Genomic DNA, 14,932 nt, shown 5'->3' with positions numbered 1-14,932 from the left:
AAATGCAACATTCAGCACCTTGATTGAGAATAGGTAATAAATTCACTGCACAGTAATAAATGGACTTATCACCTCTGCACTTAATCATTACAACAGGTAAGTTATATGAACTCCAACCCCACTCTATTTCAACGATTTTTAAATGGTAGTTTAGTAGTACAGATTGTCATTGGTATTGTTGCTGGTATTTTGCTCGCTACAATCTCACCAGAAACGGCACTTTCATTGTCTTTCTTTGGTAGTCTTTTTGTTAGCGCGTTAAAAGCCGTTGCACCTATTTTGGTATTTGTTTTAGTAGCCTCTTCTATTGCAAACCAGAAAAAAGGCACACATACCAACCTTAAGCCAGTCATTCATCTTTACCTGATTGGTACATTATTAGCTGCAACAACAGCGGTAATTATCAGTGTATTGTTCCCAACAACATTGGTATTAACAGCGACTGACATTCAAGCAACACCACCAGAAGGTATTCTTGAAGTTTTAAATACTTTGTTATTTAAAATTGTCGACAGCCCAGTTAATGCACTTGTGACTGGTAACTTTATCGGTATTTTAGCTTGGGGTATTGGTCTTGGTTTTGCACTTCAACATGCAAACGAAAGCACAAAAAACACATTGCATGATGTTTCTAATGCAGTAACAAAAATTGTTCATATGGTTATCCGTTTTGCACCTATCGGTATTTTTGGTTTAGTAGCACAAACAGTAGCAGCAACAGGCTTCGATGCGCTATTAGGCTTCTCACAGTTATTAGTGGTATTGATTGGCTGTATGTTAATTGTTGCATTAGTGATTAACCCTGCACTGGTTTATTTAAAACTACGTACTAATCCTTACCCGTTAGTATTCAAATGTTTACGCGAGTCAGGTGTAACAGCTTTCTTCACACGTAGTTCTGCTGCTAACATTCCAGTTAACATGGAAATTTGTAAGAAATTAGACCTACACGAAGATACTTACTCTGTGTCAATTCCACTGGGTGCAACTATCAACATGGCCGGCGCATCGATTACTATCACAGTATTAACGCTTGCTGCAGTGCATACATTAGGCATTGAGTTTGATATAGCAACGGCTATTTTATTGAGTATTGTGGCAGCGGTTTCAGCTTGTGGTGCCTCAGGTGTTGCAGGTGGTTCACTATTACTTATTCCACTAGCTTGTGGCCTGTTTGGTGTGCCAAATGAAGTTGCAATGCAAGTTGTCGCTATTGGTTTCATCATTGGTGTTGTACAAGATTCTGCGGAAACAGCATTAAACAGCTCAACGGATGTATTATTTACCGTAGCAGCTTGTCGTGCTGAAGAAAATAAATAACACATTTTAATGTAAAATAACGACAGTATTAAATGATTATCTTTACTCATTTAATACTGTCGTTTCTCTCCTAATATTAATCCTATATAACCCCCATTAATTACTTAAAAAAGAGTTATCTACTCGAAATAATTCACTCCTTGAACTAGCTTTAATAAACATTGTTTAGTTAGGGAATCTATGAGCATTTCAAATTGGGCTAAAGAATACTGCACTCAATCGCCAGAATTAATGTTACTTTTCGAACCAGAAGAGCAATACAGTTGCGCTAGTAAAGCACTCACTAACTTGCTATCACATAGCACGACAAATCTATCTAATTTCTTAAGAGACCTACCTGCAGATCAATATCAGCACCCTAATTTTTCTTCTTTTTCACTGCAAGTGGAACATGTCTCCTGTATTGATAACTTATATTGTTACCAATTTAACCACTTAAAAATAGACGAATCGAGTTGGAAAAATTTTGCCGATACAATGGGGAAATTACATGCGATTACTCGTCGTATTAGCCAAGTGGCAACACTTGATGAGTTATACCAACAATCAATCATTGAAGCGCAACAACACCTTTATCTGGATCGCCTCGCTATTTTCCTGCTCGACACTGAGACTAATGAAATGATTGGCACTTGGGGTACAGACCAAGATGGCACTGTTAAAGATGAAAGAGGTTTTCGTTCTCCTATCTCTGATTCGCCTTGGGTCGCACTAACACTTGCTTCAAAAGAAAATGTACAAGTATGGAATGATATTGACCTTCTCTATTACAATAAAGTAGTCGGTAAAGGTTGGAGTGCAATGGCGGCAATCTGGGATGGTGATACCGCCATCGGATGGATAGCGTGCGATAATTTAATTAAAAAACGCCCACTTCAACCTTGGTTAAAAGAGATAATAGGCCAATTAGGGCAAGCGTTAGGGCATAGCATCGTACGCTTTAATAACTTAAAAAAACTCAAAGATATTAATGATAATTTGGAGTCTTTAGTTGAGCAGCGATCTTCTCAATTGAAAGATAAAATTTCACTATTAGAAAAAACACAAAATGAATTAATTGAATCAGAAAAACTCGCCTCGTTAGGCAGCCTAGTAGCAGGCATCGCCCATGAAGTTAATACCCCTATCGGCATTGGTATTACGGCGGCTTCCCATCTTGTTGTACAGACTCAAAGCATTAATGAACACTACGTTAATAAAACCATGAAAAAATCGCAGTTAGATGATTATTTCCACTGTGCAATTGAGAGTGGTGAAATTATTCAAGATAACTTGATGCGTGCTGGAGATTTAGTAAAAAGCTTCAAACAATTGGCCGTTGATCAGTCTATTGATACCTCGTTAGACATTGACCTCAAAGAGCTAATTGACAATATTAAAAAGAGTTTTCAACACCAATTTAAAAATAAACCTATCCAGTTTATTAACCATATCGATAGCGCCTTATGTATTTACAGTTGTCCTGGTAAGTTAAATCAAATCATCACCAATTTAGTGAACAATTCACTGCTACACGCCTTTCAATCAAACCTTAAAGGCACTATTGAAATAAAAGCACACATTGATAAAAAAACCTTACACATCTGTTACTTTGATACCGGCACCGGTGTAGAAAATGATGCCTTAGCGAAATTATTTGAACCTTTTTTTACCACAAAAAGAGGCAAAGGTGGCACAGGGTTGGGTTTAAATATTGTCTATAACATTATTAAAAAATTAGATGGTCAAGTAGCACTTTCTCACGTTAAACCATCGGGATTAAAATTCGACATAACTTTACCTATTAAGGTGACAAAATGAGTGACAACGACCTATTTAGTGATGATTTTTTTGCCGAGGAAGAAGTCTGCGAACAAGAAGTAAAACAGCCTTGGAATGTTTTAGTGGTTGATGATGAAGAAGAGATTCATCGTGTCACCGAGATGGCCTTGACGGGTTTTTCTTTTGATAATAGACCCTTAAAATTTATTAATGCGATGTCTGCACAACAGGGTAAAGATGCCTTTTTAAACAATAATGATATTGCGATGGTCTTGCTTGATGTGGTGATGGAAACAGAGCACGCAGGGTTAGATCTAGCCAAATGGATTCGCGAAGAACATAAAAATTTAAATGTACGTATCGTATTAAGAACAGGCCAGCCAGGTCAAGCACCAGAGCAAGCCGTGATTCGTGATTATGACATTAATGATTACAAGGCAAAAACAGAGTTAACCGCCCAAAAATTATATACCGCAACACTGACCGCATTGCGTGCTTATCAGCACATTATGATTTTAGAAAAAAGCAAACAAGGCATGGAACAAGTTGTTCAGGCAACACGTAATGTCATGGATAAACTCGGATTTTTTACCTTTACTAAAGCAGCATTAGAACAAATTATTGCCTTGTTAAAAGTGAACGATGCGATGTTAGTGAACCTTGATAGCCATGCTATTGAGATGGACCATCACAAACAAGCTTTACAAACGATTTGTGGTACCGGTGTATTTTCCAATGTTGAAGAACAATATTCACATTTAGACCAACTCCCTTTCCAAGATTTGCTGAATCAAGCATTGCAACAAGCACACTCTGTTTTTACCGAAAATGAAATACTCATCTACTGCAAAAATGAATCTCATTCAGTGATGTTTTACATCGCGACCGATCATCCATTAAATGAATTAGACAGACACTTATTAGAGGTTTTTGCTGAGAATTTAGGGGTCGGACTGAAGAACATTGAATTAAATGAACAGATGAAAAGCTCACAACGCGAAGTGATATATCGCTTAACCGAAGTCGTTGAAAGTCGTTCTAATGAAACAGGCTATCACGTTAAACGTGTCGCTAGATATTGTGAATTATTAGCCAAACTATATGGTTTAAATGAAGAAGAGTGCGAAGTGATACTATTTGCATCGCCATTACATGATATTGGTAAAGTCGGTATTCCTGATCGCATCTTAAATAAACCCGCAAAATTAGATAAAGATGAGTGGGTCACTATGCAAACACATGCCCAGTTAGGTGAAACCATGCTTACGGGCTCAGGGTTAGAATTACTTGATGCCGGCGCCATTATTGCAGGTACACATCATGAACGATGGAACGGAACAGGTTATCCAAATGGGCTATCAGGGGAAGATATCCCTATTTATGGGCGCATTTGTGCGTTAGCTGATATCTTTGATGCGCTTTGCTCTAAACGTGCTTACAAAGAACCGTGGGGTATTGAAAGCGTATTAGAATATATTCAATCGGAGTCAGGTGCGTTTTTTGAACCACGCTTAGTGACGCTATTTTTGGATAATAAAGAGGATTTTTTGAAGATTGGACAAGAGCTAAGTGACCCGAGCTGATAGCGCCCTTATCATTTAGCAATACAGGCTTGATAAACTACTAACCACTGCAGAAAATTAAATGTCGCTTCAGGCGGGATATTACAGAAGTTATTTTCTTTATCACAATAATCACGGTTAATATCCGCGAGTTTCTCTGTGACACAGCCAGAAAGGAACGCGTGATTTAATTGATAGGTTTGTAATTGCTGTTGCTCAAAATCAGAGAGAGGGCTGTACGTTGAATCACTCGTACTACAACCAGCAATAAGCAGTAATAAAGTACACATTGTAAAAGCGACTTTCATAGCAACCTCCCCCTTTAAAATATCCAGCAACACCTCAAAAAAGCAAAGAGATTAATCTTTCTTTTCAATAGTGACTTGAATATTTTTACTCTTTCCAGCAAACCATTTTTGCACATACAAGCTACCCACAATCGGCGGTTGCCCTTCTTCCGGTACTTCTTTGTAACGAATGCTGTTTTTGGTTTCTTTTTCTATTTCAAAATTTACTATTTTAGATGTCATTTTGTTCCCTTGTCGTAGCCTCTGTCGCCATTTTTTTCAGTGCTTTTTTTTCTTTACGACGACGTTTAAAAAACGCGCTTATTTTCATGGCACACTCGTCAGCATAAATACCAGACGTCACTTCAATTTGGTGATTGAGCTTATCACTGCGTACTAAGTCGAAAACACTGCCAGCGGCGCCTGTTTTATAATCCCCTGCACCATAAACAAGACGTTTAATACGAGCATGTACTAACGCGCCCGCACACATTGGGCAAGGTTCTAACGTAACATAAAGCGTGCAATCAATAAGGCGGTAGTTTTCTAACGCCTGACCCGCATTACGAATAGCCATGATTTCAGCATGTCCGCAGGCATCATGATTTAGAATGGAAAGATTCCAGCCTTCGGCGATGATTTGATCATCTTTAATCAAAACAGCCCCTACTGGAATCTCATTTTCTAGCTCCGCTTTATGCGCAAGTGATAAAGCGTAATCCATCCATTTTTCATCTGTTTGTTGTTGCAAATTTAATTCAGACACTACAATACCAAAGAGTAATAAAGCTCATTAAGCTCAAAACCGTAAACCAAGTAAATCCAACCTGCGATTGCAAGGTAAGGCCCAAATGGCATCGGACGACTTTGTTTATCTTTTGAAGCAGCAATAACAGCAATGCCAATAATCGCACCCGCAAAAGAAGAGAGCAAAATAATCATCGGTAATGCCTGCCAACCAAACCAAGCACCCAGCGCGGCTAATAACTTAAAGTCACCATAACCCATGCCTTCTTTACCGGTTACTAACTTAAAGCCCCAATAAATAGACCATAAACTTAAGTAACCAAAGATAGCGCCAAGTACAGCATCGGTTAAGCCACTAAACGTAACTGATATATTAACAATCAAGCCAAGCCAAAGCAGTGGTAGTGTCAACTGATCCGGTAATAACATGGTATCAAAGTCAATAAACGTTAGGCTTATCAAGACCCATGTAAATACTAATGCGAACAGTAATGGCCAACCAAATGGCACAACAAAAGCAACGGCTAACGACATAAAACCAGTTAACAGCTCAATGCTCGGATAACGTTTGCTAATTTTACAGCCACAATGTTTACAGCAACCTTTCTGGAATAACCAACTAACCAGTGGGATATTTTCACTGGAACCAATTAAATGATTACACTTAGGGCAGCGAGATCGCGGTAAAACAAGATTAAAAACTTCTTCATCTACTTTGATGTTTGCATCGGGAAAACATTCTGCACACTCTGCTTTCCATGAACGCTCCATCATCACTGGTAAGCGATAGATAACTACATTTAAGAATGATCCTATCAATACGCCAAGAATGGTTACGCAAGCATAAAGAAGCTCAGGCACTTGCTCCATCAACATCATAAAATCATTCATTTAATGGGTTTACCTTAAGCTTCAGCAGGTGGACAGATTTCATCGTCTGTAAAAAAGAAAGCAATCTCGCGTGATGCAGACTCTGGGCTATCTGAACCATGTACTGCGTTAAGACGCATAGATTCAGCAAAATCAGCACGAACAGTACCCGGTGCAGCCTGTGCTGGATCTGTTGTACCAATCACTTCACGGTAATGTGAAATTGCATTTTCACCTTGTAATACTTGCACCGTAATTGGACCTGATGTCATAAACTCAACTAACGGTTCAAAAAATTCTCTGCCTTTATGCTCTGCATAAAACGCTTCTGCTTGTGCTTGTGTCATTTGCACCATTTTAATTGCAACAGGCGTTAATTGTGCTTGCTCGAAGCGACCTAAAATTGCGCCAATATGTTGCTTACGCACTGCGTCGGGTTTGATAATTGAAAGTGTTCGTTGTAATGGCATAATAACTACTTTAAAAAGAGGAATGGAACGCGCAATATATACCGATGAGACTTCAAGATGCAAGGTCAGCAAGGAAAATTGTGACAGGATACGAGGCATAAAAGTGAAGCCTAGTCACTCTAAGCCGATATTTTATAACGAAGTAGACTGGTGTAATTTGCCTTGCCCTCTGGGGTACAAGCTCGCTTATTACTCAACCATGGCAGCCCATCGTTACAACAATCGAAAAGTGAATGACAATAGGAGATTAAAGCCTTTTGTTTAATCTTACCGGTAGAAGGTTACCTCATGTTTCGCCTTGCTCTGGTTACCGAGCTTGTACCTGACAAAGCATCTTGAGGTAACATCGGTATATACCCAAGCTACTTGAAGATGCAGGAATCAGCCAGTTGAGAGGTAGCCATATTCAAGGCATGAAGTTGAAGGTTTAGTCATTCTAAATCAATGCTTCATAACACAGAAGAGGGGTATCTCTCACCTGGCCCTACGGGAGGTTCGCTCGAAAGCCAGCTCTGCGTTACAACATTCGAAAAGGGAATAACCCTTCTCTTCATGTCGCGCCTTAATCTGACATCCGAGCGAGCCTCTGAATCTGCATCTTCAGGTAGTTTGGGTATAACCAGTAAGACTCCACTCTATCAACTGGAATATAGGTATATGGATCGACAGCTCACATTTCCTTTAATAACAATGATACGCAAACCTATTTGTATTGTTATTTTATTACTCCTGACCGTACTAGGCTTGGGTAATGCGCATGCCTTTTTTCCAGACTCACCAGAGCAACTCACCATACTGGCTAAAAACAATCAGTATTATCAAACCCAGTGCCCGATACTTTCAAAAGCATCAATCAACACCAATCAAAAAGAACTCTCTTCTCCTTTTACCCTGCTCAATTGGAATATTTTTAAACAACAAAACCAAAACTGGGAAAACAGTTTAAAAGAGTGGGCTGATCGTGCTGACTTTATAACCTTGCAAGAAGCTAAACTCTCGCCTGCATTAATACAATTTAGTGTCCAAAAAGAACTTTCTTATCTACACAACTACGCTTTCAAATATAACAATTTCATTTATGGGGTAAATACCTTAAGCAGAGTGGCCCCCTTATCATTATGTGGCAGTGCTTATCCAGAGCCTTGGATTTGGGTGCCTAAAACAGGGCTTGCAAGTACCTATCCGATTCAAGGTAGTCAACAGACATTATTATTGATTAATTTACACGGCGTTAATTTCACTCTGACCGAACAACCCTTACGTGAGCAACTCTCCCCTTACCTGGCATTAATAAAGCAACATAGCGGACCGATTATTTTTAGTGGTGATTTTAATACTTGGACAGATGCGAGATTATCAGAGGTGAAACAGTCATTAATCAAATCAGGATTTTCAGAGGCTTTGTTTGATGATGATCAGCGTCTAACCGTATTTGGTTTACCGCTGGATCATATTTATTTTCGAGGTTTAAACGTCATTGAGGCAAAAAGCATAATCACTGATGCGTCGGACCATAATCCACAGTTAGTAACCTTTGAACTATCACCCTCTGTTATTAATTTGTAGCTATAGATAGCTAAAAGGCCTGCGTTTAATTAATAACACGAGCATAAATCGAGTAAGGCTTTATTTTTAAATAAATGATGGGTAATTAGAGAGTGTTTTTATTTTTTAATGGAGTTGTATTTTTTATGAGGGTGTTATTTGTCACTGAGGTGTGTAAGTAAGAATGGAGCGGCACAAGAGATTCGAACTCTTGACCCCAACCTTGGCAAGGTTATGCTCTACCACTGAGCTAGTGCCGCGCTTCATTCTTTTTTACTTTTTATACGAGTTAGAAGGAAAATGGAGCGGCACAAGAGATTCGAACTCTTGACCCCAACCTTGGCAAGGTTATGCTCTACCACTGAGCTAGTGCCGCGCTTCATTTTCTTACTAGGAAAGCATCTAGGAGATGCCTGCTTCGTATGGGGGCGATTATAGAGAGGAGGCAAATGAATGCAAGCTTTATTTACTGTTTTTAGTGAATCCAAAGCTTGCTTGCTGAGTTTTTGCGCAAATGTAAAATTTACGCTTAAAAAAGAGGCTAAAACTTAAAGAAGTTCTCACGGTAATGTTTCAATTCAGAAATAGATTCCTGAATATCGAGCATTGCGAGATGTGTTCCCTGCTTTTTATGAGCGTTTGTCATTTCTGGTGCCCAACGACGCCCTAACTCTTTAATGGTACTGACATCAATATTACGGTAATGAAAGTAAGACTCTAACTCTTTCATATAACGCACTAAAAATCGACGATCTTGACCAATACTATTACCACATAAAGGTGACGCGCCAGCTTCAGTCCATTTCTTTAAAAATGCGAGTGTTTCTTGCTCTGCTTGTGCACAGCTAATTTTACTATTGAGAACACGGTCTGTTAAACCAGACTCGCCATGATGTGTTACACACCATTCATCCATAGCATCCATTTTTTCTTTGCTTTCATGGATCACTATTTCAGGCCCCTCAGCAATCACATTCAGGTCACTATCCGTTACAACGGTAGCGATCTCAATAATGGTATCTGTCTCTGGATCAAGACCTGTCATCTCTAAATCGATCCATATTAAGTTATTATTCATGCTTATTGTGATCCTTTTCTCTACGAGAGAGCGCTCTTTTGCTAAATCATCTACAAAATATAGTATGATACTTGATTAATACAACATGTGATAGTTAAGTAATCGTTAAGGAAGCCTGTGACTAAGAAGAAAAAACTCAGCCAAAATCAAGTCCGTCGTGTTCAAAGCAATCAGAATAAACGATTGAATAAAAAAGAGAGCAAAGAATGGGATGAAACTGAACTTGGTCCACAACTTCAAGGTGTGGTCATTAGCCGTTTTGGACAACATGCTGATATCGAAGATGAAAATGGCAACATTGAACGTTGTAATTTACGTCGCGCAATCAAATCATTAGTAACTGGCGACAAAGTCGTATGGCGTGCGGGTAACGAGTCTTACCACGGCATTAGTGGCGTGGTTGAAGCTGTTCACCCGCGTACAACCGTACTAACACGTCCAGATTATTATGACGGTATCAAACCGATTGCAGCTAACATTGATCATATTATAATTGTTAGCTCTATTGCGCCTGATTTCTCGCGTAATATTATTGACCGCTATTTAGTCGCCTGTGAAGACATTGGTATCACACCCATTATCGTGCTTAATAAAAGTGACTTATTAGATGATGCGTCACGTGAGCATATTGATAATGAATTACAAAGCTACCGAGATATCGGTTATAACGTGCTTTATAGCTCAATGCACGGTGATGGTCTTGATAACTTAAAAGCGGTAATGAAAGACAAAATCAATATTTTTGTTGGCCAATCAGGTGTAGGTAAAACTTCATTACTGAATATGCTTCTACCAGAAGTTGAAGCGGTTACCGGTGAAATATCTGAAGGCTCAGGTCTTGGTAAACATACCACGACTACTGCACGTTTATATCACTTCCCTGAAGGTGGCGATCTTATTGATAGCCCGGGTATTCGTGAATTCTCTTTATGGCATTTAGCAGCAGAGCGTATTGCCAGTGGTTTTATTGAGTTTCGAGATTACTTAGGTGAATGTCGTTTCAGAGATTGTAAACACAAAGCGGATCCAGGTTGCGCATTAGTGGCAGCAGTCGAAGAAAAGAAAATCGATGATGCACGCTACCGTAGTTTCTTACGTATTTTAGAAACCATGGACGATGCAAAAAATGCACGCCATCGAGATCCAAACACGTATTAAGATATGATTACTCGAGTCGAGTTCATCTTGAACTAAATTTATAAACGCACCTCTTTAACAAGGGGTGTTACATCATCATTTAAGTAGAGAACATTATGATCGATCAATTAAAAATTATTGGCCAATACATTTTACCTAAACACCTTTTATCACGTTTCACAGGTAAATTAGCAGCAGCCAAAATGGGTAAATTCACTACCTTTTTAATTAAACAATTTATCGCAAAATTCAAAATCGATATGAGCGAAGCAAAACACTCAGAACCAGAACACTTTGATACTTTTAATGACTTCTTTACGCGCGAGCTAAAAGAAGGTGCCCGTACTGTTATTGAAGGTGATGATAATCTTGCTACGCCTGTAGACGGAAAAGTAAGCCAACAAGGTGACATTAAAGAAGGCCGTATTTTTCAGGCTAAAGGTCACGATTTTAGTTTACGTGAACTGCTTGGTGGACGTGATGATGTTGCAGCTCCTTTTGACGAAGGCATCTTCTCGACTGTTTATTTAGCGCCAAAAGATTACCACCGTATTCATATGCCAATTGCCGGTAAATTAGAGCAAATGATCTTTATTCCTGGTGATCTGTTCTCAGTAAACCCATTAACCGCTGAAAACGTGCCAAATTTATTTGCACGTAACGAGCGCGCCGTTGCTATTTTCTCAACAGAAATAGGCCCAATGGCGATGGTATTAGTCGGTGCAACGATTGTAGCGAGCATCGAAACAGTTTGGGCTGGCACGTTAAAAGGTAAAGAGATCCAATACACCGATTATTCTGACCAAGATATTCGCCTTGAAAAAGGACAAGAAATGGGTCGCTTTAAACTCGGCAGTACCATTGTTGCGCTATTTCCAAAAGACAGCATCGCTTTTGCAGATGACTTGGCAGCAGGCTCAGTCACACGTTTAGGCGAACTATTTGCAACAGTAAAATAAAATCACGATTCCGGGGCCTAGGCTTTAGCCTAGTGTAGTTTGCGGGGCTGAAGCCCAGTGTAGCTTTAATAAACAGCGGGACTAAAGTCCCGTCCCCGTTTGATTATCCACTCTCAAGCGCGAGCACTTATCACACCATGACACAGCCATTATCCGCAGCCCAATATTTAAAAAAAATACTCTTAGCTCCTGTTTATGAAGCGGCCGTTGAAACACCATTACAGCCAATGACGAAGTTATCTAAACGCCTTAATAACCACATATTATTAAAGCGAGAAGACAGACAACCCGTGCATTCATTTAAATTGCGTGGCGCGTATAACAAACTAGCGAGTTTATCTGCTGAGCAAAAAGCATGTGGTGTTATCGCAGCTTCTGCGGGCAATCACGCACAAGGTGTTGCATTTTCCGCTAAGAAAATGGCTATCAAAGCAACGATTGTCATGCCTAAAACGACGCCCGATATTAAAGTGAGTTCAGTACGCTTATTAGGTGCTGATGTCATATTACATGGCGAAAGCTTTGATGCTGCCAGCGAGCACTGTAAAGAACTTGCAGCAGAGCATAACTACACTTTGATTCATCCCTTTGATGATAGTGATGTGATTGCAGGTCAAGGCACGATTGCCAAAGAGTTAATTCAGCAAAATGTGCATCTTGATAAAATATTTGTGCCTGTGGGTGGCGGTGGTTTAGCCGCGGGTATCGCTGTTTATATCAAACAACTGTTACCGCATATTAAAATTATCGCGGTTGAGCCTGAAGATGCAGCGAGTTTAAAAGTGGCGCTGGATCATGGTGGCCCAATTACCCTCAGTAAAGTAGGCCTGTTTGCCGACGGTGTTGCCGTAAAAACCATTGGTACTGAAACCTTTCGTTTATGCCAACAATACGTTGATGAAGTCATTACCGTTAATAGCGATGAAATTTGTGCGGCGGTTAAAGATATCTTTGAAGATACTCGCGCTATCGCAGAGCCTGCAGGTGCCCTTTCCCTTGCCGGACTTAAAAAATATAGCCAACAACACCAACTTGAGAATGAGCAACTGGCCGCCATTTTAAGTGGTGCAAATGTTAACTTTCATGGTTTGCGTTATGTTTCAGAGCGTTGTGAATTAGGCGAACAAAAAGAAAGCATTCTTGCGGTTACTATTCCAGAGCGACAAGGTGCATTTTTAACTTTTTGTAATGAGCTTGATGGCCGTGCTATTACTGAATTCAATTATCGTTTTAATTCACGTAAAGAAGCGAATATTTTTGTTGGCGTACGCACCCCACAAGGTGCTGAAGAATTGGCAGGGTTAACGGACAATTTAACCACCAGAGGTTATAGGTTTGCCGATTTAAGCCACGATGAAGTTGCAAAGCTACATCTGCGTTATATGGTCGGTGGTGCACCCGTTGAAAACTTAACAGAACGACTTTATAGCTTTGAATTCCCAGAACACCCTAACGCGTTAGTTAAGTTCTTAAACATGCTTGGCACACACGCTAACATTACCCTATTCCATTATCGTAACCATGGTGCTGCTTATGGGCAGGTATTAGCTGGTTTTGAAGTCAAAGCTGAGAACATGCATTCATTCAATGAACATCTTGAAGCACTGGGTTATAACTATAAAGATGAAACAGACAACCAAGCGTATCGTTTTTTCTTAGCTAATAAATAAGTAACCACCCGGCTAAAACGAGTGCTTTTATATGAAACAGACAGTAACTGCTCAGGACTAAGCTATTTATGCTTAGTTCAAGGCGAAAAAGCGCAGTTTAGTTGTTTAAATGAGCATTTTTTAACACGGTTATCGTCAGATAACTGAAGCTTTACCTTGAACAGACCTTAAATAGCGACTGCCTGAGTAGTTACATAAATAATAGGAATTATGCATGCTCCCTAGCAAACGAATTAATCGCTTATTTCGACGTTTAGCAAGGCGGATGAGCTGGCCTGCGATGCTCTCGTTAGTGGTGATGCAAACTGCGATCACCTACTTTCTGTTTTTTTTAGCAGGTGAAAGCGAGCTGGTTAATCACCCGTTAGAGTTCTTTTATTACAATATGGTGGTGGTTTCAACCGTCGGTTTTGGTGATTTTAGCCCGCTGACTTATGCGGGAAAAGCGATTGTCTCGTTTTGGCAAATCCCCTCTGGTTTAATCGTCTTTGCCTCTTTTATTGGTAAAGTCACGCAACTATTTATCAACATAGCGAGAAGAAATATGAACGGCAGCAATGATTTTTACCATTATGATGATCACATCCTGCTGCTATGCTGGGACGAGCATTCAACAAGACAAATCGTGAAGCTAATTTTGGGTGACAAGAAACGTAAAAAACGCCAAATTTTACTGTGTGTTACCGATGACATTAAAAATCCTTTTCAAGATAATGTGGATGTCTCTTTTGCCAGAGTACGTACCTTCTCTGATAAAAAAGAGTTAGACAGAGTGGGTATTAGTAAAGCGAAGCGTATTATTGTTGATGGAAAATCAGATGATGAAACGCTGTCTATTGCACTTAGTATCGCGACCTTTGCAGCCCAAGATGCCAATATTTCAGCGCATTTCTTTGATAAAACCAAAGCACAATTACTGAAAATGCATTGCCCACGTATTGAATGTAGCATCGATAACAGCGCAAAAATGATGGTACGTAGCATGCAAGATCCTGGCTCAAGCCAAGTGACCGAACAGCTACTTTCAACACTCTCAGGTGCAACGCTTTATTGTTTACAAACGCCTCATCTGGAGCATACGCTTGATTTTGGGACACTGTTTCATAGCTTGAAGCGGGAACATGGCATGATATTAATTGGTTTGAGTCATTTCAAAAATGGCGATGATATGCAACTTAACCCAGCGCTTGATCAAATCATTAAAACCGATGATTTCCTGCATTACATTGCCAATGAACGCATCGATGTAGATGCAATTAACTGGCAAGATATTTAGCTCCCTATTACACACTAATAGTCGTATTACTTTATCCACTGGAGGATGGAGTAATATGGCTATCAGTCTCAACACCTCCTTCTCGAAAAGTCACCAATCAGCAGTCATCTATTCTATTCCTATCAATAATGCCCTAACAAATATTGCATAACCTAAACCTTCATTATTTCCCAAAAGTATATTCTTAATGAAACTAGAAAGTATCACTGTTGATATAGTTTGACACAAAACAAAAAATACAAATAATAAT

The 14,932-nt window shown here is 39.5% G+C and carries 14 protein-coding genes and 2 tRNA genes; 8 read left to right on the top strand and 8 right to left on the bottom strand.

The features are described from left to right. The first annotated feature begins 105 nt into the window (after nucleotides 1–105). From sstT to CXF74_RS06915, 3 genes are all read left to right on the top strand, one after another. Nucleotides 106–1,320 carry a serine/threonine transporter SstT gene (gene sstT, locus CXF74_RS06925; RefSeq protein ID WP_101081683.1) on the top strand — a complete coding sequence of 405 codons (1,215 nt, stop codon included), beginning with the start codon at nucleotides 106–108 and terminating at the stop codon, nucleotides 1,318–1,320. 180 nt (nucleotides 1,321–1,500) lie between these two features. Continuing rightward, on the top strand, nucleotides 1,501–3,120 hold the full coding sequence (locus tag CXF74_RS22160; protein WP_198552807.1) for a sensor histidine kinase: 1,620 nt from the start codon (nucleotides 1,501–1,503) through the stop codon (nucleotides 3,118–3,120). Then, nucleotides 3,117–4,664, top strand: coding sequence for a DUF3369 domain-containing protein (locus CXF74_RS06915; protein WP_101081682.1), 1,548 nt, complete (start codon nucleotides 3,117–3,119; stop codon nucleotides 4,662–4,664). Before CXF74_RS22160 ends, CXF74_RS06915 begins: the two co-directional genes overlap by 4 nt. A gap of 11 nt (nucleotides 4,665–4,675) precedes the next feature. Here CXF74_RS06915 and CXF74_RS06910 read toward each other — a convergent pair whose 3' ends face one another. Genes CXF74_RS06910 through ndk form a run of 5 tightly spaced genes read right to left on the bottom strand, consistent with a single transcriptional unit; the run spans nucleotide 4,676 to nucleotide 7,017 of the window. Next, nucleotides 4,676–4,951 (bottom strand): hypothetical protein, encoded by a 276-nt coding sequence (locus CXF74_RS06910; RefSeq protein WP_101081681.1) that lies wholly within the window; start codon nucleotides 4,949–4,951, stop codon nucleotides 4,676–4,678. 51 nt (nucleotides 4,952–5,002) lie between these two features. After that, nucleotides 5,003–5,173: a hypothetical protein gene (locus CXF74_RS22155; RefSeq protein ID WP_198552806.1), complete on the bottom strand. Its 171-nt coding sequence runs from the start codon at nucleotides 5,171–5,173 to the stop codon at nucleotides 5,003–5,005. Then, the gene (gene tadA / locus CXF74_RS06905) at nucleotides 5,163–5,696 is read right to left on the bottom strand and encodes a tRNA adenosine(34) deaminase TadA (protein WP_101081680.1); all 534 of its coding nucleotides are present in this window, start codon (nucleotides 5,694–5,696) and stop codon (nucleotides 5,163–5,165) included. Before tadA ends, CXF74_RS22155 begins: the two co-directional genes overlap by 11 nt. Next, the gene (locus CXF74_RS06900; RefSeq protein ID WP_101081679.1) at nucleotides 5,696–6,568 is read right to left on the bottom strand and encodes a prepilin peptidase; all 873 of its coding nucleotides are present in this window, start codon (nucleotides 6,566–6,568) and stop codon (nucleotides 5,696–5,698) included. Before CXF74_RS06900 ends, tadA begins: the two co-directional genes overlap by 1 nt. Nucleotides 6,569–6,582: 14 nt before the next feature. Beyond that, complete coding sequence (ndk, locus tag CXF74_RS06895; RefSeq protein WP_101081731.1) at nucleotides 6,583–7,017, bottom strand: nucleoside-diphosphate kinase; 435 nt, start codon at nucleotides 7,015–7,017, stop codon at nucleotides 6,583–6,585. A 657-nt stretch (nucleotides 7,018–7,674) separates the two neighbouring features. Between ndk and CXF74_RS06890 the strand changes: the two genes are divergently transcribed. After that, nucleotides 7,675–8,583: an endonuclease/exonuclease/phosphatase family protein gene (locus CXF74_RS06890; protein WP_232772465.1), complete on the top strand. Its 909-nt coding sequence runs from the start codon at nucleotides 7,675–7,677 to the stop codon at nucleotides 8,581–8,583. A 164-nt stretch (nucleotides 8,584–8,747) separates the two neighbouring features. On the opposite strand, the gene CXF74_RS06885 is transcribed toward CXF74_RS06890, so the two are convergent. The 3 genes from CXF74_RS06885 to orn all read right to left on the bottom strand — a co-directional run bounded on the left by CXF74_RS06885 (nucleotide 8,748) and on the right by orn (nucleotide 9,640). Then, nucleotides 8,748–8,822 (bottom strand) — tRNA-Gly (locus CXF74_RS06885). Between the two features lie 41 nt (nucleotides 8,823–8,863). Next, nucleotides 8,864–8,938, bottom strand: a tRNA-Gly gene (locus CXF74_RS06880). Between the two features lie 165 nt (nucleotides 8,939–9,103). Then, nucleotides 9,104–9,640 carry an oligoribonuclease gene (gene orn / locus CXF74_RS06875; protein ID WP_101081678.1) on the bottom strand — a complete coding sequence of 179 codons (537 nt, stop codon included), beginning with the start codon at nucleotides 9,638–9,640 and terminating at the stop codon, nucleotides 9,104–9,106. A gap of 117 nt (nucleotides 9,641–9,757) precedes the next feature. On the opposite strand from orn, the gene rsgA reads away from it, so the two are divergent. The 4 genes from rsgA (at nucleotide 9,758) to CXF74_RS06855 (ending at nucleotide 14,682) form a co-directional block, all read left to right on the top strand. Beyond that, nucleotides 9,758–10,798: a small ribosomal subunit biogenesis GTPase RsgA gene (gene rsgA / locus CXF74_RS06870; RefSeq protein WP_101081677.1), complete on the top strand. Its 1,041-nt coding sequence runs from the start codon at nucleotides 9,758–9,760 to the stop codon at nucleotides 10,796–10,798. Between the two features lie 95 nt (nucleotides 10,799–10,893). After that, nucleotides 10,894–11,736: an archaetidylserine decarboxylase gene (asd, locus tag CXF74_RS06865; protein ID WP_101081676.1), complete on the top strand. Its 843-nt coding sequence runs from the start codon at nucleotides 10,894–10,896 to the stop codon at nucleotides 11,734–11,736. Between the two features lie 137 nt (nucleotides 11,737–11,873). Then, nucleotides 11,874–13,406, top strand: coding sequence for a threonine ammonia-lyase, biosynthetic (gene ilvA / locus CXF74_RS06860; RefSeq protein WP_101081675.1), 1,533 nt, complete (start codon nucleotides 11,874–11,876; stop codon nucleotides 13,404–13,406). Between the two features lie 214 nt (nucleotides 13,407–13,620). Beyond that, nucleotides 13,621–14,682 (top strand): potassium channel family protein, encoded by a 1,062-nt coding sequence (locus CXF74_RS06855; RefSeq protein WP_101081674.1) that lies wholly within the window; start codon nucleotides 13,621–13,623, stop codon nucleotides 14,680–14,682. Nucleotides 14,683–14,932: the final 250 nt, after the last annotated feature.

The organism is Psychromonas sp. Urea-02u-13 (assembly GCF_002835995.1).
Classification (GTDB): Bacteria; Pseudomonadota; Gammaproteobacteria; order Enterobacterales; family Psychromonadaceae; genus Psychromonas.
This window is presented reverse-complemented; position numbering and strand designations above follow the sequence as displayed.

Bases quoted from the DNA above. Each gene is read 5' to 3' on its own strand.
- sstT (WP_101081683.1), top strand. From the start codon at position 106: ATGAACTCCAACCCCACTCTATTTCAACGATTTTTAAATGGTAGTTTA.
- CXF74_RS22160 (WP_198552807.1), top strand. From the start codon at position 1,501: ATGAGCATTTCAAATTGGGCTAAAGAATACTGCACTCAATCGCCAGAA.
- CXF74_RS06915 (WP_101081682.1), top strand. From the start codon at position 3,117: ATGAGTGACAACGACCTATTTAGTGATGATTTTTTTGCCGAGGAAGAA.
- CXF74_RS06910 (WP_101081681.1), bottom strand. From the start codon at position 4,951: ATGAAAGTCGCTTTTACAATGTGTACTTTATTACTGCTTATTGCTGGT.
- CXF74_RS22155 (WP_198552806.1), bottom strand. From the start codon at position 5,173: ATGACATCTAAAATAGTAAATTTTGAAATAGAAAAAGAAACCAAAAAC.
- CXF74_RS06900 (WP_101081679.1), bottom strand. From the start codon at position 6,568: ATGAATGATTTTATGATGTTGATGGAGCAAGTGCCTGAGCTTCTTTAT.
- ndk (WP_101081731.1), bottom strand. From the start codon at position 7,017: ATGCCATTACAACGAACACTTTCAATTATCAAACCCGACGCAGTGCGT.
- CXF74_RS06890 (WP_232772465.1), top strand. From the start codon at position 7,675: ATGGATCGACAGCTCACATTTCCTTTAATAACAATGATACGCAAACCT.
- orn (WP_101081678.1), bottom strand. From the start codon at position 9,640: ATGAATAATAACTTAATATGGATCGATTTAGAGATGACAGGTCTTGAT.
- asd (WP_101081676.1), top strand. From the start codon at position 10,894: ATGATCGATCAATTAAAAATTATTGGCCAATACATTTTACCTAAACAC.
- ilvA (WP_101081675.1), top strand. From the start codon at position 11,874: ATGACACAGCCATTATCCGCAGCCCAATATTTAAAAAAAATACTCTTA.
- CXF74_RS06855 (WP_101081674.1), top strand. From the start codon at position 13,621: ATGCTCCCTAGCAAACGAATTAATCGCTTATTTCGACGTTTAGCAAGG.